This is a genomic window from Terriglobia bacterium (genome assembly GCA_020072785.1).
Lineage (GTDB): Bacteria > Acidobacteriota > Terriglobia > Acidiferrales > UBA7541 > Acidiferrum.
Genome location: JAIQGG010000003.1, coordinates 142,282 through 166,480 on the forward strand (window position 1 = coordinate 142,282; position 24,199 = coordinate 166,480).

Consider the following 24,199-nt stretch of genomic DNA (forward strand, 5'->3'; position numbering starts at 1 on the left):
AGAAAAGAGGGCCGATAATGAAGCCGACCGCTTGGGGATTCCTGCTTGTGCTGCTTACCGCCGCCCTGGTGCTGCCGCTCGGCCAGATGCAGCTCCTGGCCCGCCCGCAGCAGGGTCCCGCGAACCCCCCCGCGCAGCAGCCTCCGCAGGGCCAGGTCTCCATCTCCGTCGAGGTCCCCGTCGTTGACGTCGATGTCATCGCCGCCACCCAGCACGGCGACATCATCACCGGCCTGAAGAAGGAAAACTTCCGCATCTACGAAGACGGCGTCGCCCAGACCATCACCAACTTCGCCCCCACCGACGCCCCCATCACCATCGTCATGCTTCTGGAATTCAGCAAGCTCGGCTATCAATACTATTTCGGCGAGCTGGGAAAAGTCGGCGCCTACGATTTCGTGAACCATTTGAACGAGAAGGACTGGGTCGCCCTGGTTACTTTTGACATGAAATCGCGCGTCGAGGTGGACTTCACCCAGAATAAGGAAGAGATCAAGGACGCCATCAGGCACCTGTATTTCCCGGGTTTCTCGGAATCGAATGTGTTTGATGCGCTCCTCGACACCGTGGATCGCCTGAAAGAGGTCAAGGGGAAAAAAGCCATTCTTTTGTACGCTACCGGCAGGGATACTTTCAGCAAGCACACGCTCGACCAGACTTTGAAAGCCTTGCGCCAGACCGACGTAACCATTTTCTGTGTCGGCGTGGCCAAGGACCAGGTCGAATACATGGATTCGCACGGATATCTTGGCAATATCGGCAGGCTCGACTTCTACCAGGCCGATAATCAGCTTCGGGCTTTTGCCGAGATAACCGGCGGCCGTGCCTGGCTACCGCAATTTCTTGGGGAGATGCCGGGCATTGCGCAGGACGTCGTCGCCAGCCTCCGCAACCAGTACAGCTTGGCCTACAGCCCCACCAACCGCGTCCTCGACGGCAAGTTCCGCAAGATCAAAGTCGAACTCGTCGCACCCGACGGCGGCCCGCTCACCGTCCTCGACCAGAAAAAGAAGAAACAGAAGATCGTCCTCTACCACCGCCAGGGCTACATCGCCCCCAAGGAGAGCGGCGCCAACTGAGCCGTTTCCGCGGAGCAACCCGGCGGCCGAAATCTAATACCCGCGCGCCAGGTCCACGCGGTTCACCATCTCCCGCCCCGCAAACCAGCGTTCCAGCAAATCCATCAACAACGCCGTCTCCCGCTCCCACAACCGGTCGCTCACCGCGCTGGTGTGCGGCGTAAGCAGCAGGTTCCGCGCCCTCCATAACGGCGACTCCGCCGGCAGCGGCTCCTCCACCGCCACATCCAGCGCCGCCCCCGCCAGATCTCCCGCTTCCAGCGCCCGCACCAACGCCGCTTCGTCCAGCAGCGAGCCGCGCGCCACGTTCACCAGCCGCGCGGTGCGCTTCATCCGCGCCAGTTGCGCCGCCCCGATCAGATGCCGCGTCTCCGCCGTCTCCGGCGCGGCAATCACCACATAATCCGCCGCCGGCAACACCGCATCGAGCTGCGTCGCCGCCACGATCCGCTCCGCCAGCGCCGTATCTCCTTCACCCGACCGCGTCACGCCCCACACGCGCATCTCCAGCGCCTGCGCGCGCCGCGCCAGTTCCCGCCCGATCGAACCCATCCCCACGATCAGCAGCAGTTGCCCGTTCAGTTCCGTGAGATGCTGCGGCTTGTCCCACAACTCCTGCTGCGCCCACTGCCTGCGGTCCTGGCAGCGCACCGAATCCGGAAAATTCCGCGCCAGCGCCAGCAGCAGCCCCAGCGTGTGCTCGGCCATGGGCACCGAAAAAATCCCGCTCGGATTCGTCACCAGAATTCCCGAATCCCGCAATTCCGGGTACATCAGCTGCGCCACCCCCGCCGCCGTCGAATGAATCCACTTCAGCTTCTTCGCTTCCTGCAACTGCTGCGGCCGCAGCGAATAGCCCACGAAAATATCTGTGTCCGGCAACTCTTCCGGCAGCCGGTCATACTTCGGCAGGTGCACCACGCGCAGTTCCGGCCAGCGCCGCCGGATTGTCTCCGCCAGCAGCGCCTTCGGCCGCCACTCCGTGAACGGATGCCACACGCAAATCGTCAGCTTGGTCTCGCCCGGCTTTGTCCGCGTCATACCCCGCCGCCAGTTTCCAGACTCAATTCGGTCCACGCGCGCGCTACGCCTTCTGCCGCAAATCCTTCCCCGTCATCTCCACCGGCGAGCGCTCCCCCAGCACTCCCAGCATCGTCGGCGCGATGTCCCGCAGCGCCCCGCCGCCGCGCAGCCGCACGTTCTCGTCCTCGCTCACGAGAATGAACGGCACGGGATTCGTCGTGTGGTAGGTGTGCGGCCCGCCGGTCAGCGGATCGATCATGGTCTCCGCGTTCCCGTGATCCGCGGTGATGATCCACGCGCCCCCGCGCGGCTTCAGCGCCTGGTAGATGCGCGCCAGCCCCGCGTCCACCGCTTCAACCGCCTGGATCGCCGCCTCCAGCTTCCCCGAATGCCCCACCATGTCCGCGTTGGCGTAATTCATGATGATGGCGTCGAATTCGCCTTTCTCGATCGCTTTCACCACCGCGTCCGTGATCCCCGCCGCGGACATCTCCGGCATCAGGTCGTACGTGGCCACTTTCGGCGACGGCACCAGAATGCGCTCCTCGCCGCGGTACGGCTTTTCCACGCCGCCGTTGAAAAAATAGGTCACGTGCGCGTACTTCTCCGTCTCCGCGCAGCGCAAATTCTTGAACTGCAGCTCAGTAAACACTTCCGCGAGGATGTGCTCCAGTTTTTCCGAACCGATCACGTAGCGCAGCCACGGCCAGGTCTTCTCATACTGGGTCATGGCCACGAAAAAAAGATTCTTCGGCCGCCGGGCGTCCGCAAATCCGTCAAAAGCCGGATCCGCCAGCGCCCGGGTCATCTGCCGCGCGCGGTCCGCCCGGAAATTGTAGAAAATCACCGCGTCCTCTTCGCGGATCAGCCCCACCGGCGCCGCCTCCGCGGAGGCTGGCCCGCTGCCCCGCGTGATCACCACCGGCTTCACGAATTCGTCGGTCACTCCCTGCTCGTAGCTGCGCTCCACCGCCGCAACCGGATCCGCGGCGCGGGTATCCGCCTCCCCGTGCACCATCGCGCGGCAGGACTTCTCGATGCGCTCCCAGCGCTTGTCGCGGTCCATCGCGTAGTAGCGCCCGCTGAGCGAGGCGATCTCCCCGCAGCTCAGCTCGCGCATCTTCCGCTGCAGTTGCCGCAGGTAGTCCCGCCCGCTGTTCGGCGGCGTGTCCCGCCCGTCCAGGAAGCAATGCACGAAGACGCGCTCCACCTTGTTGCGCTTGGCCATCTCCAGCAGCGCGAACAGGTGATTCAACTGCGAGTGCACGCCGCCGTCGCTCAACAGGCCGAGCAGATGCAGCTGCCGCGTTTTCCCGCGCTCCATGGCCTGCAGAATCAGCTTGTTCTTGTAAATTTCGCCCGTGGAAATCAGCGTGTCGATCCGCGTGATGTCCATGTGCACGATGCGCCCCGCGCCCATGTTCATGTGCCCCACTTCGCTGTTGCCCATCTGCCCTTCCGGCAGCCCCACGTACGGCCCCGAGGTGTGGATCAGCGTATTCGGAAATTTCCTCAGCAGCACGTCGTAGGTGGGTTTCCGCGCCAGGGCCACCGCATTGCCGCGCGTCTCCGCGCGGTACCCCCAGCCATCCAGCACCGTTAAAACAATGGGTTTTCGTGGTTTGCTCATAGCGGCTCAGGATACACGGATTTTTAGAGCGGTTGTAGCGGCTGCCGCAACTTATCCCGGGGACATCGGGAGGCGGGCAGCTTGCTGCGGTAGCGCCGGCGTCCCGCCGGAGCTACCGCCCGGCGAATTCGCGCAGCGCAGCCAGCAGACGGTCCACTTCCGCGGCCGTGTTGTAGTGCACCAGGCCGATGCGCAGCATCCCCCCGCTGGCTTCCACGCCCAGGCGTTCCGTCAGGTTCAGCGCGTAGTAGTTGCCGTCCCAGGTGAAGATGCCGCGTTCGCCCAGAAACTTGGCCGCTTCCGTCGGCGTGTGCCCTGCGATGCGCACCGCCACGGTGCCCACGCGCTCCGCGGCACGCGCCGGGTCGCTAATGCCGTAAAAGCGCAGCTTCGGGATTCCCAGCAGACCCGCGATAAGCCGCGCCGCCAGCGCCCGTTCATGCTGCTGGATCGCCGCATAGGCCGCGAGCAGCGCCGCGCGGCGGTTCGCCGCCTTTGGCTCACACCGCCGGCCGAGTTCCGCGAGATAGTTCACCGCGGCGAGTATTCCCGCGAGGCATTCCTGCACCTGGGTCCCGGTCTCCCAGCGGTCGGGAATCTGGTCCGAGGCCGGCCGCACCTTGTAGGGCTTCAGCCGCGTCATGTGCTCTTTCTTCCCGTACAGCACGCCCGCATGCGGCCCGAAGAACTTGTACGGCGAGCAGGCCATAAAATCGCAGTCCAGCGCGCGCACGTCGATCGCGCCGTGCGGCGCATAGTGCACCGCGTCAATAAACGCCAGCGCCCCGGCGGCGTGCGCCAGCCTCACGATCTCCGCCACCGGATTGATTGTGCCCACGGCGTTCGAGGCGTAACCCACGGCGACCAGCCTAGTCTTCGCGGTAAGTTTGCGCTGCAGGTCATCGAGGTCCAGCGTGCAATCGGCTTCGCGGATGTCCACCTGGCGAAGCACCGCGCCGCGCTCCTCGAGCGCGCGCCACGGCGCGACGTTGGCATCGTGGTCCAGCGTGGTCACCACGATCTCGTCGCCCGGCCGCAGCTCCCGGCCCAGCGCCCGCGCAAACGCAAACGTGATGGTGGTCATGCTCGGCCCGAAGCTGATCTCCTCGGCGTGGCCATGAAGAAGATCGGCCATGGCCTCGCGCGCCGCGGCAATCATCTCGTCGTTGCGCCGGCTGGTGAGAAATGCGCCGCCGCTGTTGGCGTTAGCCTGCAGAAAATAGTTCTGGAACGCGTCCATCACCTGCTGGGGCACCTGCGTCCCCGCCGGACCGTCGAGGAATGCCGCGGTGTGGCCGTTCACGGCAAGCTGCAGGGATGGGAATTGCGCGCGAACCCAGGCGGAATCCAGCGGCGCGCCCGCCGCACTTCCTGATTCATGAATGACCGGTGTGCTCATTGCGGTAGTTTCTCACAACCGCGAAGGCCTTTGCGAGAGCCCGCGCCGCACCGCGCGTGATACCATTTCCCGGTTCGTTCTCACCACTTATGCCGCAGTGGCGCCGGCTAGCAACACTACGGGGGACCGCAAAGCGCTGGACTCCGCGCCACGTTTCGCCAAGGAGGTGCAGCGTGCCCGAGAACTTCACTCCCAGCGACAAAACCCGCGTGGTGCGCGAGCCGCAGCGCGGCGTCTATGACCGCGCAGCCATCTACAAAATTCTCGACGAGGGCTTCGTCTGCCATGCCGGCTTCGCCATCGCGGGCCAGCCCTACGTGATCCCCACGATGTACGCGCGCATCGGCGACGCGCTCTACTTTCACGGCTCGGCAGCCAGCCGGATGCTGCGCAATCTGAGCGAAGGCGCCCCGGTGTGCATCACCGTGAGCCTGATCGACGGTTTGGTGCTGGCGCGCTCGGTATTCAACCACTCCATGAACTACCGCTCGGTGGTGGCGCTGGGCACGGCCACGCTGGTGGACGACCCGGCGGAGAAGCTCGAAGCGCTGCGCGCCTTCACCGAAAAGATCCTGCCGGGCCGCTGGAACGAGGCGCGCGGCCCCAATGAAAAAGAGATGAAAGCCACGAGCATCCTGCGCCTCCCGCTGACCGAGGTTTCCGCGAAGGTCCGCTCGGGCGGCGTGGAGGATGACGCCGAGGACTACGCGCTAAAAATATGGGCCGGCGTCATTCCTCTGCATCTCGCCGCCGGCGCCCCGGTGCGCGATGAACGGTGCGATCCGGCGATTCCCCTGCCGGACTACCTCGCGAAGTACCAGCGCTGAATCGCGGCTGGGGCCGTCCTCACCCCGCCGGATCTTCCGCCTGGACGGCGCGCAGAAAGTCGGCGAGGAGGCCGTAAGCGGTGGCTTCGATCCCGGGATTGTGCTCGACCAGGGAGAGGCTGAAGACGTCGAGATCGAAGCGGATGGCGGAGCTGGTGCCTTCGAGATTCGCGAGCGGGTCGGAAAGCGGGAGCAGCTCCGGCTGCACGATCGCTTGCACGGGGATCTCCGCGCCACTGTGGCGCTCGGCGCGGCAGACCAGCTTGTAGCGCATCCCGGCGGCGCGCGCCGCGCGGATTTTCTCCACGCTGAGCTCGCGAATGCCCGTGCGGCGAATCTGCTCGAGCCGCAGAGGCACGCCCATCAGCACGATCACCAGCGCGGCGAGTTTCACCGCCGCGTCCCATCCATCCAGATCGGCGGTCGGATCCGTTTCGGCCACGCCCAGGGCCTGCGCGTGCTTCACCCCTTCATCCAGCGTGCGGCCCTTCTCGATTTCCGTGAGCACCACGTTGGTGGTGGAATTGAGGACGCCGGAAATCCCGCGCAGGCCGGCGGCGGGCAGCCCCGCGCGAAACAGGGAGAAGACGGGCACGCCATCCATGACCGTGGATTCAAAGAGAAAGCGCTTGCCCTTGGCGCGGGCCAGGGCGCTCAGTTCGCCGTAGGCGTGGACGAGGGGGCCTTTGTTGGCGCTGATGGCGTGCGCGCCGTGCTCCAGCGCGGCACGCAGATGCTCGATGGCCGGCTGGCCGTTCTGGGCGTTCAGCGAGGTGGCCTCGAAGAGCACATCGGCGCGGGCGCGCCCCAGCCACTCGCGGACGTTGCGCGGAGCATCGGCTTGCGGCGCCGGCCAGTGGCCGTTGAGCAGCGCGAGAGGATGGAGGCCGTTGGGATCGGCGAGCCATCCGGCACGGCGGGTGGCCACGCCGGTGAGGCGCCAGTGCACACCATAGCGTTCGCGCAGTTCGGACTCCTTGGCCACCAGCATGCGCAGGAAGGCGCGCCCGACATTGCCGAAGCCGATGATGGCGAGGTCATAGGAAGGAATAGGCGTGGCCTCCGAAGGAGCCGCCACCCCGAAGCCCCGCTAAGAAACAGCCGGGCCTCAGGAGGGCCGTTGCGTTGCGGGCGTGAGCGGGTATGGACATGGCGCTCAGGGTGTGGTGGCCACGGCGAGTTTGGCGGCAGCGGTGGAGATGAGGGCGGCCTCGTCTTCGAGGACGCGGGCGACGACGCCGATGGACTGGTCGGCCTGCTTCCACTGTTTCAGCTCGATGGCCTCGCGAACCGCGGGCATGGTTTTGACGCCATAGCCGGTGTAGAAACCGGGGGCGTAGATCTGGTGCTTGAACCAGGAGCGATTGGGCAGGCCCTCGGGGATGGTGAGCCGGCGCTCGCTTTCGATGAGCAGGCGGTTCACATCGGCGAGCGAGGCGGAGGCCAGAGCGGCGCCGCCGTTTTCATTGGCGTGCGCATAGGCTTTGCGATAGTCCGCGGCGCTGCGGCTGAGCGCTTCGGCGGCGTTATCGAGCGGCGCGAAGTTGAGATGCGGCGGAACGCTTTCGGCGGCCGGCGGCACGGTGGGATGCCGGGGATCGGAGGTGGCGGAGAAGACGCCCTCTTCGAGTTGCAGGTCGCGCTCGCGGATGTCGTCGCGCATGCGCTGCGCGAGCTGCTTCAGCTCTTTGATGTAGGTCTGCATGGTGTCGGCGAAATCGCCGAACTCGAAGGGGAGCAGCTCCGCGTCGGCGAGACGCAGGACGGCGCTGCCGCCGGCCTGCGCCAGCGCGCGGCCATAGACGAAGCCGGTATCGCTGAAATGCGTGTACCAGTAAAAATCGTCGTAGATGGAGTGGTAGATTCCGCCCTCATCCTCGCCGTCGAAACCGATATCGAGCGAGGCGATGCCGAGGTGCTGGAGAAACGTCGTGTAGTCGGAGCCGGAGCCGAGCGCCGCGATGCGCAGATCGGCGCGCTCGCGGATTTCCTGCTTCTTTTCGGCGGAGGACGCAGTGGCGATGTCGTGGAGCTGATGCCGCTTCCACACGGAGAGCTTGGTCTCCGGGTCCTGGACGTCGCGCGCAATGCCGTTGAGGAATTGCTCGAGGGTGTGCGAGCCGAGCATATCGAAATAGCCGCGGCCGTTGGAATCGGAATTGATATACGCGACGGCATGCTGGCGCAGCTCTTCGGCGTGCTCCTCGGCCCACTCGGTCGAGCCGAGCAGGCCCGGCTCCTCGCCGTCCCACGCGCAATAGATGATGGTGCGCCGGGGCTTCCAGCCGGATTTCACCAGCTCGCCGATGGCGCGAGCTTCTTCGAGTTCGGCGGAGAGGCCCGAGACGGGGTCTTCGGCGCCGTTCACCCAGGCGTCGTGGTGATTGCCGCGGATGACCCATTCCTCAGGGTTCACGGCGCCGGGGATCTTCGCGATGACGTCGTAGAGCGGCTTGAGGTCCCAGTTGGACTTCACCTTCAGGTGCACTTTGCCCGCGCCGGGGCCCACGCGATAAGTGATGGGCAGCGCGCCGCGCCAGGATTCGGGAACGACGGGGCCGGTGAGCGAAGCGAGCAGCGGCTGCGCGTCGGCGTAGGAGATGGGCAGGACGGGAATTTTCGTGAGCGTCGGCGCATCCTTCAGCTCGAGGCGCTTGGCGTTTTTCGTGGCGCCGACGCCGGGCGTGAGCGGATCGCCCGGGTAGAGGGGCATATCCTCGACGCTGCCGCGCTGCACGCCGTCCTTCGGGCGCATGGGGCCGGCGGGAAACACGTCGCCATCGACATAGCCGTCCTCGTGCGGATCGGAAAAGATGAGGCAGCCGATGGCGCCGTGCTCGGCGGCGACCTTGGGCTTGATGCCGCGCCAGGAGTGATAGTAGCGGGCGATGACGATAGCGCCCTTCACGGAAATGCCCATGCGCGCGAGCTGCTCGTAGTCCTCGGGGATGCCGTAGTTCACATAGACGAGCGGCGCGGTCACGTCACCGTCAATCGAGTAGGCGTTGTAGGTGGGAAGCTGCTCGGCCTGCTGGCTGGAGGTGGGATCCACCGCCAGCGCGGGCTCCTGCAGCTTGGCGATAAAGCTGGGGCCGGTGCCCTTGGCGTTGCGCGGCTCCACCAGCTCGACGGCGCGTTCCTTAGGCGTGGGAAAGAGCACGTCGAACTGCTCGATGTGCGCGTCCCAGCCGAATTCCTTGAATTTCGCGGCGAGCCATTCGGCGTTGTCCTTGTCATAAGGCGAGCCGAGGTGGTGCGGCCGCGCGGAGAGGCGCTGCATGTAAGCGCGGAGATTGTCCGGGCTGGGAATGGCGCGGAGTTTCTCTTCCCACTGGCGCTCGGCGCGGGAGGATGCGGCGGAGTAGCCGGCGAGCGGCGTTTCATCCGCGGCGCTGGGTGCGAAAAGGGGCGTAAGGGACAGGCTCATACTAAGTACGGCGACGAGCAGGGCAAGGCGCTTCATGAAGCCTCCGGGAGTTGCGCCCGTATTCTGCCTGAAGCCGGCGGAATTGGGAATGGCATGAATGGGGGCGCCAGGCGAGTTCTTTCCTGGAGTAGAGCAGCTATCTGGATTTTGCAATGCCGGACAAAAGTGCCGCTGAACTAGCGCAGCGATAGTCAGAGGAGGGGGGTTGGGTTACTCTCTTGGCGTTGCAAAGTGGGGCGCGACAAAGGGGGCTGCATGTACCGGCTGGCAATGGCCATGAGCATCACGGGAACGCTGCTGTACCACCTCTCGCAGAAGATGACTTCGCGGACGGTGAATCCGTTTCTGTCGCTGGCGGTGACGTATCTGGTGGCGCTGGCGGCAACGCTGGCGATGCTGGCCTTCTCCGGGCGCGAGGCGCTGAGCCGGGCGGGGCTGCGCGAACTGAACTGGGCCTGCGTGGGCTGCGGCGCGGCCATTTTCCTAGTGGAGATCGGGGTGTTGCTGGCCTACCGCGCGGGCGGGAACCTGAAAACGCTGGCGCTGGCATTGAATACGGCGGTGGTGCTGGCGCTGGTGCCGATCGGACTGTGGTTCTTCAAAGAAAAACTGGATGCGGGGCAGACGATAGGGATGGCGCTGTCCCTGGGAGGGCTTTTCCTGCTGCTGCGGTAATCATGCTTCTCCCGCGTTGCCGAGAGCAAAGAGCGGGGCGGCTGGGCGGTCAGGGTTTTTCGGCCAGGAAGAGGTAGCGGTTCAAACTGAAGAAGTAGGCGCCGGCGTCGCTGAGGGCTGGGAATTCGGCGGCCCAGGCCGCGACTTCCTCTTTGGTGATGTCCTGGCGGCCGGGGACGAACGAGCAGATAAATTTGGCCAGGCCGTAGCTGTAGAAATTGGAGTGGTACTGCGTATTGAGATAGGGAATGACGCTCTGCCGGCGAACGACAAAACCGGCCTGGCGAAGTTGCACGGCGAGCGTGCGGGGAAGCACGGGATTTACGAGGTGGGCGTCCCAGGCCTGGAGAATGCGCTGCATGCGCGCCGGGTCGGAGGAATGCCAGACGAGCGTGCGCCAATCGGTGTCGACAACGACGGCGCGCCCGCGGGGCCGCAAGACCCGAAAGAGCTCGGAGAGGGCTGCTGCGAGATCGGCGACATACTCATAGACCTGCGTTACCACGACGGCCTCGAAGGAAGAATCCGGAAAAGGCAGGCGAGTGGCTGCGGCAGAGCGAAACTCCACGCCGGCAAGGCCGGCACAGCGCCGGCGGGCCAGTGCGAGCGCGCTCTCGCTGCGGTCGACGCCCGTCACGCGCCCGGCAGGAGTCACGGCTGAAGCCAGGTCGGCAACCAGGTAGCCTGGGCCACAGCCGATATCCAGAACAGCCTCACCCGCGCGTAATTGCAGGGCTTGAATAACGCTGCGGCGCTGGGCCACAACCTCCGGCGCAGCGTAAGCGATCTCCAGAGTTCGCGAGGTCTCTTCGTCGAATTGCAGGACGTCGGTCATGCGGCAGAATGCATTCTAGCCGAATGCGGAGCGGCGCAAGGCCGGAAATATTGACCAGGAGTGCGGCGGCCCTGCGAAGAACGGAGCAGGAAAGACGCTGGGTTGAAATTAGCTCCTACTGGAGGGCGGCTTGGCCGGGGAAGCGGGCGGTGGAGTCGATTTTGATCTGGCCGGCGACGATGAGCCACTGTCCCAGGTAATAGGTGCCGAGAATGAAGAGCGGGGAGAAGGCCAGGGGCGCGTAAAAGCGGTCGAAAGAAAGAAGCGCATCCGAGAGCAGGAAAAGAAAAGCACCGAGGGCGGCGAGACGCGCCGCAGGCGTGCGCAGGACGAGAAAACGTCCCATGGCCTGTGCGGCCATGGTGGCCACAAAAAGCGCATAGATGGCGACGGGAAAGCGAAGCGGAGCCGCCAGCCGGGGCCAGAGGATGGCGCACAAACCGGCGCCCGCCGCGAGATAGAGAAGCCACACAAGCGCATGGGCAGGAAATTTTGCGTCGCGGGTCAGGGCCAGCAGATAAGCAATGTGCGTGAAGAGAAAAGCCGCCAAGCCAGGAAGAAAGTAGCGCTCGGGCCACAGCAAGAGCACATCGCCCAGGAGGGAAAAGAGCATCCCGATGGTCAGCCAAAACGCGTAACGCTCACGGCGCGCGAGCCAGTTTGCAAGAGCAAGGCCCGTCAGAAAAATCGTTGCCAGAGGTTTAAAGATGAAAACCAGCCACGGAACTCCCGCAAGCTGTCCGGCGATGGCGGCAATCACCGCGCCCGCAAAGAGGATTCCAGCAACTTTCCAGTAGGCACCGGTCATGAAGACTCCTCGAGCAGCCGGGTCACCCGCGCAGAACTATACACCCGCCAAAAACAAGAAGGCCGTTCTCTTCTGGTATGGAGAACGGCCCGGTCCTTCCCGAACTGCTAAGCGGCGAAGATCGCCCGGCCGGGGAAGCGCGCCGCGGAACCCAGTTCCTCTTCGATCCGCAGGAGCTGGTTGTATTTGGCGATGCGGTCGGTGCGCGAGGCGGAGCCGGTCTTGATCTGGCCGGCGGCGGTGGCCACGGCGAGATCGGCGATGAAGGTGTCTTCGGTTTCGCCGGAGCGATGGGAAATGATGGAGCGGTAGCCGGCCTTGCGGGCCATTTCGATGGCCTCGATGGTTTCGGTGACGGTGCCGATCTGGTTGAGCTTGATGAGGATGGCGTTGGCGATGCCTTCCTGAATGCCGCGCGCGAGGCGCGTGGTGTTGGTGACAAAGATGTCATCGCCGACGAGCTGGATGTTCTTCTTGGAGGTCTTGCTGCCGATGCTCTGCGTCAGCGTCTTCCAACCGGGCCAGTCGTCTTCGGCCATGCCGTCTTCGATGGAGACGATGGGATATTTTTCCATCCAAGTGGTCCAGTAGGAGGCCAGGGCGTCGGAGGAGTGCATGGACTTGTCCGATTTCTTGAAGACGTATTTGCCGTTGCTGTTGTCGTAGAACTCGCTGGCGGCGGGGTCCAGGGCGATGGCGACCTGCGCGCCGGGGGCGTAGCCGGCGGCGGCGATGGCTTCCAGCACGATCTGGATCGCTTCCTCGTTGGATTTGCAGTTGGGGGCGAAGCCGCCTTCGTCGCCGACGGCGGTGGAGTAGCCGCGCTTCTTCAGCGCGGCCTTCAGGGCATGGAAGACCTCGACGCCCCAGCGCAGGGCTTCGGAAAAACTGGGCGCGCCGATGGGCATGACCATGAACTCCTGGAAGTCCACGGAATTATCGGCGTGCGCGCCGCCATTGAGGATGTTCATCATGGGCACGGGGAGGAGATTGGCGGAGGTGTCGGTGGAGTAGCGGGAAAGATATTTGTAAAGCGGCTGGCGGAGCGCGGCAGCGGCGGCCCGCGCGGCGGCCATGGAGACGGCGAGGACGGCGTTGGCGCCGAGGCGGCTTTTGGCGGGGGTGCCGTCGAGGGCGATCATTTTTTGATCGAGGGCGCGCTGCTCGGCGGCGTCCAGGCCGGCGACGGCGCGGGCGATCTCGGAGTTGGCGTGGTAGACGGCCTTGAGGACGCCCTTGCCGAGGTAGCGGGATTTGTCAGCGTCGCGCAACTCGAGGGCTTCGTGTTCACCGGTGGAGGCGCCGGAGGGCACGGCAGCGCGGCCCAACGCTCCGCCGCTGAGGGTGACTTCGGCCTCGACGGTGGGATTGCCGCGGGAGTCGAGGATCTGGCGGGCGTGGACGCGAGCGATCTTGGTGGACATGGGCGTGGGCTCCTGGGTAGTGGCGAAGCAAGGATTTTAGCAGAAGTTGAAAAGTTGAAAGTTGAAAGTTGAAAGCAGAAAAAGCTGCGGGCTCCTTACTGCGCGGGGATCAATTCCGCCCGCCGCTACATGCCCCTGGAGACTAGGCGGATTCGGGCTCTTCGATGAGCGATTCCTGGCGGACAACGACGACGATGCCGGAGTCGGTGACGTGGAAGCGGCGCCGGTCGGCTTCGAGGTCAAAGCCGATTTCGGTGTTCTCGGGGAGGGTCACGTGGCGGTCGATGATGGCATTGCGCACGTGGGAATGGCGGCCGATGGAGACATGGTTATAGATGATGGAACGCGAGATCTCGGAGTAGCTGTTGATGCGCACGTCGTAGCCGAGGACGCATTGCACGACCCGGCCGCCGGAGATGACCGAACCCCCGGCGACGATGGAATCGAGGGCGGCGCCCATGCGGTCGGGATCGGCAAAGACAAATTTCGCGGGCGGATACTGCTGCTGCCAGGTGCGCAGGGGCCACTCTTTGTCGTAGAGATTGAAAACCGGGGAAACGGAGACGAGGTCCAGGTTGGCTTCGAAATAGGCGTCGATGGTGCCGACATCGCGCCAGTATTGCGAGATCTGGCGGTTCTCGTCCTCGAAATTGTAGGCGAAGACGCGGTGCTTGTTGATGATGCGCGGGAGAATGTCCTTGCCGAAATCGTGGCTGGAGCGGGGATCCTCGGCATCGGCGAGGAGGATGGGGATGAGCAGCTGGGTATTGAAGATGTACACGCCCATCGAGCCGTTGCACTTTTCGGGATTGTGGCGCGAGGGCTTGGGCAGCGCGGGCTTCTCCTGGAAGCCGGTGATGCGCCAGTTTTCGTCGGTCTCGATGACGCCGAAACGCCCGGCGGCCTCCTCGGGGGCGATCTCGAGGGTGGCCACGGTGACGTCGGCGCCGGAATCGACGTGCTGCTCGAGCATCTTGCGGTAGTTCATCTTGTAGATGTGGTCGCCGGAGAGGATGAAGACGAACCTAGAGCGCTCGCTGCCGATGGAATAGATGTTCTGGTAGACGGCGTCGGCGGTGCCCTGATACCAGTGCTGGGAGACACGCATCTGCGGGGGAAGAACTTCGAAATAATCGCCCAGGCCGGCCAGGGAAGACCAGCCACGGCGCACGTGGCGGTTGAGGCTGAGGGCCTTGTACTGGGTGAGGACGAAGACGCGGCGGAGATCGCTGTTGAGGCAGTTGGAGAGGGTGATGTCGATGATGCGGTAGACCCCGCCGAAGGGCACGGCGGGCTTGGCGCGGTCGCGCGTCAGCGGCCAAAGCCGCTCGCCCTGTCCTCCAGCGAGGAGCACGCCAATCGCATCGCGCATATCGGTCATGGGAGGCCCCTGTGGTGCGCGGTTCCTGAAGCAAGGCAATTCTACCAGCATGCACAAGAGGCGCACACCGGGTTTTAGGCGGGGCAAAGGGAACACGGCCGGGCGGTGGCGGCGCGCCGGGGCCAGGCCGGACACCTGCCTGATCCGTCACTATCATTTGGGGAGTACTTGCGGAGGTACCCCCCTCCCGCAAAGATTACTTGACTTCATATGCCCGGATTGATTAGAAGATGCCAGTCATCTGTAGGCGTGACCGCAAAGCGGTCAGCTGTATGGGTGACCGCGAAGCGGTCAACTCGTGCGATACTGTTGGGATGCGGTACGGCGTTGGAAGCCGGTATCCGCCAGTCCAAGAGAAACCAATCCGGAACGGATTGGGGGTGAATGTACAGTGGCCGAAGTAATCATCCAGGAAACAGAATCCCTGGAAAATGCCCTGCGCCGCTTCAAGCGCAAGGTGCAACAGGAAGACATCATCAAGGAAATCAAGAAGCACAGCTTCTACATGAAGCCCGGTGAAAAACGCCGGGCCAAGGAAGCGCTTTCGCGAAAGCGACTGCGCAAGAAGCAGCGGCGCGAGCAGGACTAACCTCCTGCTTGGCCCGCTGCTGAGCGCTGCGCCTTCGTGATGTAGGCCCTATCTGGGAGTGATCGCAGGGGATTTGCAGCAGGCTTCGCGCCCGCTGGCCCAGAGGGAGCCGCGACCGGCAGTGGCGGTCCGGCCCCCTCGTAGACGGGAAGCGCGCGTGAAGCCTGCCGGATCCCTGCCGGAACGGGGTCATGGGGGGCACAGCCAATGGAGTATCACGATAAGGTCCTGAAGTGTTCCGACTGCAGTTCGGAGTTCGTATTTACCGCCGGCGAACAGATGTTTTTCGCCGATAAGGGCTTCAAGAACGAACCCAAACGCTGCAAAACCTGCAAGGCAAAACGCACCGAGGGTTCCGGAAACTCCGGGACGTCCCGCGCCGAAACGAAAACCAACTGCTCGCAGTGCGGCAAGGAAACAACCGTGCCCTTCCGTCCCACGCAGGGGCGCCCGGTCTTCTGCCGGGAATGCTTCCAGCAGCGGCGCACCATGGGTGCTTCGCCGAACTGAAGCGAGCCTGTCGAAAAGCCATCTGACCGAACCTGGGCGGCGCGCGGCCCCGGAGGAGTTCTCTTCCCCGCCGGGCGCAGCCTATTTAGGCGTGACCGCCAAGCGGTCAACATATCCGCTCCTGAATTCCGTCTCCCGCGACGTGAAGCGCCATGACGCTGCGGGTGTGCCACCACCTGGCACCGCGTCCCACGTGGCGCTGCGCTAAGATAGAGAGGTTCATCCGCCTCGAAAAGGAGCTTTCTTCCGTGTCTCTCACTTCCCCGCCCCAGCGGCCTACTCCGGAACGCATTTTCAACATCCTGCACGCGTATCAGAACACCGCCGCGCTGAAAACGGCGATCGAGCTGGACGTGTTCACAACGATCGGCGAAGGCGCGGACCAGGCGGCCACGCTGGCGGCCAAGATCGGAGCGGCGGAGCGCGGAGCGCGCATCCTCTGCGACCATTTGACGATTTTGGGTTTTCTGACAAAGAGCGGAAAACGCTACGCGCTCACTCCGGAAAGCGCGCTGTTCCTGGACCGGCGCTCGCCGGCGAGCATGGCGCCGCTCATCGGATTCATGGGGCGCGAGGAGTTTACCCGCGCTTTCGGAAAGCTGACCGAAGCGGTGCGCAAGGGCGGCTCAGCCTTGCCGGATGGAGACAACACCAAGCCCCAGGCCGATTTCTGGGTGGCGTTCGCGCGCTCGATGAAGCCGATCACCAGGCTGAACGCGGCGTTCCTCGCGCAACTGCTGGGAGCGAAAGAGGGCAAGCCCTGGAAGGTGCTGGACATCGCCGCGGGACACGGGATGTACGGGATCACACTGGCGCAGCAGAATCCGCAGGCGCGGATTACAGCGGTGGACTGGGCTCCGGTGCTGGAAGTGGCGCAGGAATCTGCGCGCGCGGCGGGGGTGGCGAAACGCTACGAGGCGCGGCCGGGAAGCGCGTTCGAGACGGAACTGGGCGAAGGCTACGACATCGCACTACTGACGAATTTCCTGCACCACTTCGATCCCGCAACCTGCGAGAAAGTCCTGCGGCGGGTGCACGCGGCGCTGCGACCGGGCGGGCGCGCGGTGACCCTGGAATTCATTCCTAACGAAGACTGGGTGACGCCGGCGACGGCGGCGGCGTTCAGCCTGGTGATGCTGGCTTCGACGGATTCCGGGGACGCGTACACGGCGAGCGAGCTGGAACGGATGTTCCGCAACGCGGGATTCGGGCGTTCGGTGCTGCATGCCATTCCGGAGATGCCGCAAAGCGTGCTGGTGTCGGAGAAGGCGGAGTAGCGGAGGAGAAAAGACCGCCCTCGGAAGAGGGCGGCTACAGAGTGTCTTGAAGATTCAATAGGGTTTTTTGGAGGAGAGCTCGCGCCACGCGGAGAAGATGGCGAGGGCCTCGTCGCGGAGAAGCTGGGTCATGGGCAGGTGGCGCTGGGCGCGCGGGTGTCTGAGCTCGTCGTAGATGAAGGCGTCGTCGAAGCCGGCAGCGGCGGCGTCCTCCGCGGTGCCGGCGTAAAAGATGCGCGCGGGGCGGGCCCAGTAGATGGCACCGAGGCACATGGGACAGGGCTCGCAGGTGGTGTAGAGATCGCAGCCGGTGAGCTGGAAATCGCCGAGGGCGCGGCAGGCTGCGCGGATGGCCACGATTTCGGCGTGGGCCGTGGGGTCGTTGGTGGCGGTGACGCGGTTGGCGCCTTCGGCCAGGATGCGGCCCTCCTGGACGACCAGCGCGGCAAAGGGGCCGCCGCCGTGGACGCGGACGTTGTCGATGGCCAGAGCGATGGCGCGGCGCATGAATTCGGCAGACATTCGATTGAGCGACCGCAAAGCGGTAGACATCTTGCGCGACTGCAAAGTGGTCGACGATTTACCCTCCCCAGAGTGCCCTTTTTTCAGAGACCGCGCAATCGAGGCGTCCCGGCGAGTGCGCAGGGAGTGGCTACGGGGCGTGCGAGGATCCCGGGCGAGAAAGACAGGAAGGGCGTGGCGTGGGGAGGTCTGCGCGGGGTGAGTATTGGCGCAGGCGGATGGGGAAATTAGCGCAAAATGGAACGCGGCCAGCCCAGCTGCAGCCGTAAGTTCTCTGTCCTCAATAGATTACAGCCATCCCAATCGGCATAACCCGTGCTCAGATCTCCATAGGGGAGGATTCGCGGCGGTGTGTGCGCCGGGCCGCAGCACAAGCCCATACGCGCACGAAACAGCGCCCACCTGAGTCTTCTCAGCATGGTGCAAAAAGGGGTGAATCATGCCTCACAAACAACTGCTGTTCCGTTCCGAAGCACGGGAAAAGATTCTGCGCGGGGCCACGTCGCTCACCGACGCCATCCGTGTGACGCTCGGACCCAAATCGAAATGCGTGCTGATCGAAAAAAAATGGGGGCGGCCCCTGGTGTGCAATGACGGTGTGACCATCGCCAAGGAGATCGTTCTCGAAAATCCGGAAGAGAACATGGGAGCGCAGATGATCCGCGAAGCGGCGGAGCGGACGGGAGAGACCGTGGGTGACGGCACGAGCACGTCGGCGATCCTGGCGCACGCCATTTTCGCCGAGGGGCTGCACAACATCGCGGCGGGGGCCAGCGCGGTGGAACTGAAACGCGGACTCGAGCGCGGGCTGCGCGCGGGGATTCAGGCTTTAAAACAGCTCTCGCGGCCGCTCACGAGCCGCCGCGAGAAGGAGCAGGTGGCCACCATCTCGGCGCATAACGACGCCGCGATGGGCGCCATGGTAGCGGACGCCATCGAAAAGGTGGGGCCGGAAGGGGCCATCACCGTGGAAGAGGCCAAGACGACGGAAACCGTGGTCGAAGTGGTCGAGGGCATGCAGTTCGACCGCGGCTACCTCTCTCCGTATTTCATCACCGACGCGGAAAAGATGGAGGCGGTGCTCGAAGAGCCGCTGGTGCTGATCAGCGACCGGAAAATCAGCAGCCTCAAGGACCTGCTGCCGCTGCTGGAGCAGGTTTCCAAGGCGGGGCGGCAACTGCTGGTGATCGCGGAAGACGTGGAAGGCGAAGCGCTGGCCACGCTGGTGGTGAACAAGGTGCGCGGAGCGCTGGCGTCGGCGGCGGTCAAAGCCCCAGGATTCGGCGACCGGCGCAAGGAGATGCTGCAGGACATCGCGGTTCTGACGGCCGGCCAGGAATTCTCCGAAGAGCTGGGAATGCGCATGGAAGATGTCACCCTCGAGGGACTGGGCCGCGCGAAACGCGTGGTCGTGGACCGCGAGCGGACGACCATCGTGAGCGGCGCGGGCACGCGAGAGACCATCGAGGGACGCTGCCGGGAGATCCGCAAGCAGATCGAAGCCGCCACTTCCACCTACGACAAGGAAAAGCTCGAGGAACGCCTGGCGAAACTCGCCGGAGGCGTGGCCGTGATCCGCGTGGGCGCGGCCTCCGAAGCCGAGCTGAAGAGCCGGAAAGAGGCGTTCGAAGACGCCATCAACGCGACCAAAGCCGCAGTGGCTGAAGGCATCGTGCCCGGGGGAGGGCTGGCCCTGCTGCGGCTGATCGAGACCCTGGCGCAGGAGGAACAGGCTTGCACCGGCGACGAGCGCACGGGGATCGTGATCCTGAAACGCGCCCTGGAAGCGCCCACGCGCCAGATCGCGGAAAATTCTTCGGTGGACGGCGGGGTGGTGGTGGATCACATGCGCACGGGACAAGGCAATTACGGCTTCGATGCCGCCCGCGGCGTGTACACGGACCTGGTGGAAGCGGGAATCATCGACCCGACGAAAGTGCTGCGCGTGGCGCTGGAGAATGCGGTGTCCGTGGCCAGCGTTCTGCTGCTCACGGAAGCGACGCTCACGGAGGTCCCGGAAAAGGCGGCGGAGCGCGAAGGGGCGCGGGAATTGGCGGCAATGTAGTACTCTAGGGGCCCGGGAATTCCTTATGTTGCGGTCTCTCCCAATGGCACCCCTCGAACGCGCCGAAATTTGTTCTGCATTCGCATGCAAACCACTGCATCACTGGAGACAGGGATGGCAAAGCCGATGGTCATTCTGGATGGAAACGAGGCCGCTGCCTCGGTTGCATACCGCCTGAGCGAGGTGATCGCGATCTATCCGATCACGCCTTCGTCGCCGATGGGCGAGCTGGCGGACCAGTGGAAGGAAGAAGGCAAGGCCAACCTGTGGGGAGCGGTGCCGCAGGTGGTGGAGATGCAGAGCGAAGGCGGCGCGGCGGGCGCGCTGCATGGCGCGCTGCAGGCCGGGGCGCTGGGGACCACGTTCACCTCGTCGCAGGGCCTGCTGCTGATGATCCCCAACATGTACAAGATCGCCGGAGAGCTGACACCGGCGGTGATCCACGTGGCGGCGCGCGCCGTGGCCACGCACGCCCTGTCCATCTTCGGCGACCACAGCGACGTGATGGCGGTGCGGCAGACCGGCTTCGCGCTGCTGGCGTCGAATTCCGTGCAGGAGGCCACGGATTTAGCCCTGGTGGCGCACGCGGCCACGCTCGAGGCGCGCATTCCGTTCCTGCATTTCTTCGACGGCTTCCGCACCTCGCACGAACTGAACAAGATCCATCCGCTTTCCGACGCGGACCTCGGCGCGGTTCTCAGCGGGGAGCACGTGCGGCTGCACCGCGAGCGCGCCTTGAGCCCGGACCGCCCAGTGCTGCGCGGAACGGCGCAGAACCCCGACGTATTCTTCCAGGCGCGGGAGGCCGGGAACGCCTACTACCGGGCGTGCCCGGCGATCGTGCAGGACGTGATGGACCGCTTCGGGCGCCAGACGGGGCGGCACTATCACCTCTTCGACTATGTGGGCGCGGCGGACGCGGAGCGCGTGGTGGTGGTGATGGGCTCGGCAGCGGGCGCCGTGGAAGAGACGGTCGAGTGGCTGGCGGCCCGCGGGGAGAAGGTGGGCATGCTGAAGGTGCGCCTGTACCGGCCGTTCGACCTGCACGCATTTTCCGCGGCGCTGCCCAAGACGGTGCACAGCCTCGCCGTGCTGGACCGCACCAAAGAGCCCGGAAGCATCGGCGAGCCGCTCTATCTGGACATCGTGACGGGGCTGGTGGAGACCTGGCGAACGGCACGGGTGATCGGCGGGCGTTACGGGTTGTCGTCGAAGGAGTTCACACCGGCGATGGCCAAAGCCGTTTTCGACGAACTGAAGAAGGACGCTCCGCAGAACCATTTCACGGTGGGCATCCAGGACGACGTGACGCACACCAGCCTGGCCTACGACCCGGCGTTCGTGACCGAGGGGGCCAAGACGGTGCGCGCGCTGTTCTACGGACTAGGGTCGGACGGCACCGTGGGCGCGAACAAGAATTCCATCAAGATCATCGGCGAAGAGACGCCGAACCACGCGCAGGGCTACTTCGTCTACGATTCGAAGAAGGCGGGCTCGGTCACCGTCTCGCACCTGCGTTTCGGGCCCGACCCCATCCGCTCGGCGTACCTGATCGAGCGGGCCAGCTTCATCGGCTGCCACCAATTTCAGTTTCTCGAGCGCATGGACGTGCTTTCGCGCGCGGAGAACGGAGCGATTTTCCTGCTGAACGCGCCGTTCGGGGCGGAAGCGGTGTGGGACCAGCTTCCGCGCACGATGCAGGAGCAGATCCTGAAGAAAAAGCTGCGGCTGTTCGTGATCGACGCGTACAAAGTGGCGCGCGAAGCGGGCATGGGCCGGCGGATCAATATCATTATGCAGACCTGCTTCTTCGCCATCAGCGGGATTCTGCCCCGGGAAGAGGCCGTGAAGGCGATCAAGGGCGCGATCGAGCACACTTACGGAAAGCGCGGCGAGGCGGTGCTGCAGAAAAACTATGCGGCGGTGGACCGCACGCTGGCGCACCTGTTCGAAGTGAAAGTGCCGGACAAGATCACGGCGCACTTCGACGTGCTGCCGCCGGTGCCGGAGCGCGCGCCGGCGTTCGTGCGCGGCGTGCTGGGAGAGATCGTGGCGGGGCTGGGCGACGAACTGCCGGTGAGCGCGCTGCCGCCCGACGGCACGTTCCCGACGGGCACGGCGAAATGGGAGAAGCGCAACATTGCGCAAGAAATTCCCGTGTGGGACGAAGTACTGTGCATCCAGTGCGGCAAGTGCGTGCTGGTCTGCCCGCATGCGGTGATTCGCGCGAAGGTCTACGACAGCAGCCAGCTGGCGAACGCACCGGAGGGCTTCAAGACGGCCAAGCCGCGCTGGCGGGAATTCGAAACGCTGCGCTACACGCTGCAGGTGGCGCCGGAGGACTGCACGGGCTGCGCGCTGTGCGTGGAGGTGTGCCCGGCGAAGAGCAAGAGCATGGCGAAGTATAAGGCGATCAACATGGCGCCGCAGGCGCCGCTGCGCGAGCCGGAAAGCAAGAACTGGGAGTTTTTCCTGGCGCTGCCGGAGCTGTCGCGGGAACGGCTGTCCCTGGGGCAGGTGAAGGACGTGCAACTGCTCGAGCCGCTGTTCGAATTCTCCGGGGCCTGCGCGGGGTGCGGCGAGACGCCGTACATCAAGCTGATGACGCAGCTTTTCGGCGACCGGCTGCTCATCGCCAACGCCACGGGCTGCAGCTCCATCTACGGCGGGAACCTGCCGACCACGCCGTACACCACGAACCTGCAGGGGCGCGGGCCGGCGTGGTCCAATTCGCTGTTCGAGGACAACGCCGAATTCGGTCTGGGGATGCGCCTGGCGGTGGACCACCAGGCGGAATACGCCCGGCACCTGGTGAAAAAGCTGACCGGGGAGATCGGGGAGGATCTGGCGCGCCGGATTCTGAACGCGGACCAGAGCCGCGAGGAAGGCATCGCGGAACAGCGCGAGCGGGTGGCCGCCATGCGGCGGCGGCTGGCGGGCAAAGAGAACGCGGAGGTGCGCGACCTGCTGGCGGTGGCGGACACCCTGCTGCGCAAGAGCGTGTGGATCGTGGGCGGAGACGGCTGGGCCTACGACATCGGCGCCGGCGGTCTGGACCACGTGCTGGGCACGGGAATGAACGTGAACATGCTGGTGCTGGACACGGAAGTGTATTCGAACACCGGCGGGCAGATGTCCAAGGCCACGCCGCGCGGGGCGGTGGCGAAATTTGCCGCCGGCGGCAAGCAGACGGCCAAGAAAGACCTGGCTATGGAGGCCATCAGCTACGGCAACGTATACGTAGCGCGGGTGGCCATGGGCGGCGGGGACACGCACACGGTGAAGGCGTTCCTGGAGGCGGAGGCGCACCCCGGACCGTCGCTGATCATCGCCTACAGCCACTGCATCGCGCATGGCTACGACATGATGTTCGGAATCAACCAACAGAAGGCGGCGGTGCTCTCCGGCTACTGGCCACTGATCCGCTACAACCCGGGGCTGCGGGCGGAAGGCCGCAATCCGTTCCAGCTGGATTCCAAAGCGCCGAGCATCCCCCTGAAGCAGTATGCCTACCAGGAAGCGCGCTATACGATGCTGGCGCGAAGTAACCCGGAAGCCGCGGCGGAACTCCTGCAGATGGCCCAGGAGGACGTGGAACGCCGCTGGCGGGTGTATTCGAACCGCGCGGCGCTGCAGATGCCCCCCCGGCCGGGGGAAAAGAGCCCCGCAGCAGGGGAAGCCCAAACCACCGTGCCGGCCGGCGGTAAGGAAGGAGAAGAATAATGGTTGACCTCAGCGCACAGTACCTGGGCCTGCTGCTGAAGAACCCGCTGGTAGCTTCGTCTTCTCCACTGACCGAATCGGTGGACAACATCCGGCGGCTGGAGGACATGGGCATCGCGGCGGTGGTGCTGCCTTCGCTGTTTGAAGAGCAACTGACGCTGGAGAGCGCGGCGCTGGACGAGGATCTGTGGCGCGGCGCGGAAGAGTTCGCCGAGGCCACCACGTACCTGCCGGACCTCTCGACGTACAACACCGGGCCGGACGGTTACCTGGAGTTGATCCGGCGCGCCAAGCACAGCGTGGCCATCCCGGTGATAGCCAGCCTTAACGGAGTGACGCCGAGCGGCTGGGTGCGCTACGCCAAGCACATCGAGCAGGCGGGCGCGGACGCCCTGGAGCTGAACATTTACAACATCGCCACGGATCCGCTGCGCAGCGGCGCAGACGTCGAGGAAGACTGCTGCGAGCTGGTGCACCAGGTCAAAACCAGCGTGCGCATTCCGGTGGCGGTGAAGCTTTCACCGTACTTCAGCTCGATGACGCACATGGCGAAGCGGCTGGACCGCGCGGGCGCCGACGCGCTGGTGCTGTTCAACCGCTTCTACCAGCCGGATTTCGATATCGAGGGGCTGGAGGTGGTGCCGCGGCTGCATCTGAGTCATCCCGAGGAGCTGCTGCCGCGCCTGCACTGGGTGGCCATCATCTACGGGCACATCAAGGGGAATCTGGCGGTGACCGGAGGGGTGCACAGCGCGCTGGACGTGGTGAAGTGCGTGATGGCGGGAGCCAGCGTGGCCATGATGGCCTCGGCGCCCCTGGAAAACGGGGTGCGTTTCATCCACCGCGTGCGCCAGGACCTGGAACACTGGCTGGAAGAGCACGAATACGAATCGATGCGGCAGATGCTGGGGAGCATGAGCCACCGCGCGGTGCCGGATCCGGCGGCGTTTCAGCGCGGGAACTACATGAAAGTGCTGAGTTCTTACGCACTGCGGTTGCGCTAAA

At 64.7% G+C, this 24,199-nt stretch carries 19 protein-coding genes; 9 read left to right on the forward strand and 10 right to left on the reverse strand.

What is annotated here, in order from left to right; genetic code table 11:
- The first annotated feature begins 17 nt into the window (after positions 1–17).
- Positions 18–1,079, forward strand: coding sequence for a VWA domain-containing protein (locus tag LAN61_10850; GenBank protein ID MBZ5541002.1), 1,062 nt, complete (start codon positions 18–20; stop codon positions 1,077–1,079).
- Between the two features lie 33 nt (positions 1,080–1,112).
- Here LAN61_10850 and LAN61_10855 read toward each other — a convergent pair whose 3' ends face one another.
- The 3 genes from LAN61_10855 to LAN61_10865 form a co-directional block, all read right to left on the reverse strand.
- On the reverse strand, positions 1,113–2,120 hold the full coding sequence (locus LAN61_10855) for a D-2-hydroxyacid dehydrogenase (GenBank protein MBZ5541003.1): 1,008 nt from the start codon (positions 2,118–2,120) through the stop codon (positions 1,113–1,115).
- A 43-nt stretch (positions 2,121–2,163) separates the two neighbouring features.
- Complete coding sequence (gene gpmI / locus LAN61_10860) at positions 2,164–3,732, reverse strand: 2,3-bisphosphoglycerate-independent phosphoglycerate mutase (protein ID MBZ5541004.1); 1,569 nt, start codon at positions 3,730–3,732, stop codon at positions 2,164–2,166.
- A 112-nt stretch (positions 3,733–3,844) separates the two neighbouring features.
- A complete protein-coding gene (locus LAN61_10865) occupies positions 3,845–5,131 on the reverse strand; it encodes a cysteine desulfurase-like protein (GenBank protein MBZ5541005.1) in 1,287 nt (428 codons plus the stop codon).
- Positions 5,132–5,220: 89 nt separating this feature from the next.
- On the opposite strand from LAN61_10865, the gene LAN61_10870 reads away from it, so the two are divergent.
- Entirely contained in the window at positions 5,221–5,958 is a 738-nt protein-coding gene (locus LAN61_10870; protein MBZ5541006.1) for a pyridoxamine 5'-phosphate oxidase family protein, read from the forward strand.
- 19 nt (positions 5,959–5,977) lie between these two features.
- Here LAN61_10870 and LAN61_10875 read toward each other — a convergent pair whose 3' ends face one another.
- Positions 5,978–6,949, reverse strand: a complete 972-nt coding sequence (locus LAN61_10875) for a homoserine dehydrogenase (protein ID MBZ5541007.1) — start codon at positions 6,947–6,949, stop codon at positions 5,978–5,980.
- A 165-nt stretch (positions 6,950–7,114) separates the two neighbouring features.
- On the reverse strand, positions 7,115–9,421 hold the full coding sequence (locus LAN61_10880; protein ID MBZ5541008.1) for a M28 family metallopeptidase: 2,307 nt from the start codon (positions 9,419–9,421) through the stop codon (positions 7,115–7,117).
- Positions 9,422–9,640: 219 nt separating this feature from the next.
- Between LAN61_10880 and LAN61_10885 the strand changes: the two genes are divergently transcribed.
- Positions 9,641–10,060: an EamA family transporter gene (locus LAN61_10885; GenBank protein MBZ5541009.1), complete on the forward strand. Its 420-nt coding sequence runs from the start codon at positions 9,641–9,643 to the stop codon at positions 10,058–10,060.
- A gap of 49 nt (positions 10,061–10,109) precedes the next feature.
- Here the strand turns inward: LAN61_10885 and LAN61_10890 are convergent, their stop codons facing one another.
- From LAN61_10890 to glgC, 4 genes are all read right to left on the reverse strand, one after another.
- Positions 10,110–10,895: a methyltransferase domain-containing protein gene (locus LAN61_10890; protein MBZ5541010.1), complete on the reverse strand. Its 786-nt coding sequence runs from the start codon at positions 10,893–10,895 to the stop codon at positions 10,110–10,112.
- A gap of 115 nt (positions 10,896–11,010) precedes the next feature.
- Complete coding sequence (locus LAN61_10895) at positions 11,011–11,703, reverse strand: lysoplasmalogenase (protein MBZ5541011.1); 693 nt, start codon at positions 11,701–11,703, stop codon at positions 11,011–11,013.
- 107 nt (positions 11,704–11,810) lie between these two features.
- Entirely contained in the window at positions 11,811–13,127 is a 1,317-nt protein-coding gene (eno, locus tag LAN61_10900; protein MBZ5541012.1) for a phosphopyruvate hydratase, read from the reverse strand.
- A gap of 142 nt (positions 13,128–13,269) precedes the next feature.
- Positions 13,270–14,499, reverse strand: a complete 1,230-nt coding sequence (gene glgC, locus LAN61_10905) for a glucose-1-phosphate adenylyltransferase (protein MBZ5541013.1) — start codon at positions 14,497–14,499, stop codon at positions 13,270–13,272.
- A 400-nt stretch (positions 14,500–14,899) separates the two neighbouring features.
- Between glgC and rpsU the strand changes: the two genes are divergently transcribed.
- The 3 genes from rpsU (at position 14,900) to LAN61_10920 (ending at position 16,884) form a co-directional block, all read left to right on the forward strand.
- A complete protein-coding gene (rpsU, locus tag LAN61_10910) occupies positions 14,900–15,097 on the forward strand; it encodes a 30S ribosomal protein S21 (protein ID MBZ5541014.1) in 198 nt (65 codons plus the stop codon).
- Between the two features lie 207 nt (positions 15,098–15,304).
- Positions 15,305–15,607, forward strand: a complete 303-nt coding sequence (locus LAN61_10915; protein ID MBZ5541015.1) for a zinc-ribbon domain containing protein — start codon at positions 15,305–15,307, stop codon at positions 15,605–15,607.
- A 152-nt stretch (positions 15,608–15,759) separates the two neighbouring features.
- The gene (locus LAN61_10920) at positions 15,760–16,884 is read left to right on the forward strand and encodes a methyltransferase domain-containing protein (GenBank protein ID MBZ5541016.1); all 1,125 of its coding nucleotides are present in this window, start codon (positions 15,760–15,762) and stop codon (positions 16,882–16,884) included.
- 54 nt (positions 16,885–16,938) lie between these two features.
- Here the strand turns inward: LAN61_10920 and LAN61_10925 are convergent, their stop codons facing one another.
- Positions 16,939–17,406 (reverse strand): nucleoside deaminase, encoded by a 468-nt coding sequence (locus LAN61_10925; protein MBZ5541017.1) that lies wholly within the window; start codon positions 17,404–17,406, stop codon positions 16,939–16,941.
- Positions 17,407–17,845: 439 nt separating this feature from the next.
- Here LAN61_10925 and groL point away from each other — a divergent pair, with 439 nt between their 5' ends.
- From groL to LAN61_10940, 3 genes are all read left to right on the forward strand, one after another.
- On the forward strand, positions 17,846–19,471 hold the full coding sequence (gene groL, locus LAN61_10930) for a chaperonin GroEL (GenBank protein MBZ5541018.1): 1,626 nt from the start codon (positions 17,846–17,848) through the stop codon (positions 19,469–19,471).
- 114 nt (positions 19,472–19,585) lie between these two features.
- A complete protein-coding gene (gene nifJ / locus LAN61_10935; protein ID MBZ5541019.1) occupies positions 19,586–23,194 on the forward strand; it encodes a pyruvate:ferredoxin (flavodoxin) oxidoreductase in 3,609 nt (1,202 codons plus the stop codon).
- The gene (locus LAN61_10940; GenBank protein ID MBZ5541020.1) at positions 23,194–24,198 is read left to right on the forward strand and encodes a dihydroorotate dehydrogenase-like protein; all 1,005 of its coding nucleotides are present in this window, start codon (positions 23,194–23,196) and stop codon (positions 24,196–24,198) included. The genes nifJ and LAN61_10940 overlap by 1 nt, the downstream gene beginning before the upstream one ends.
- Position 24,199: the final 1 nt, after the last annotated feature.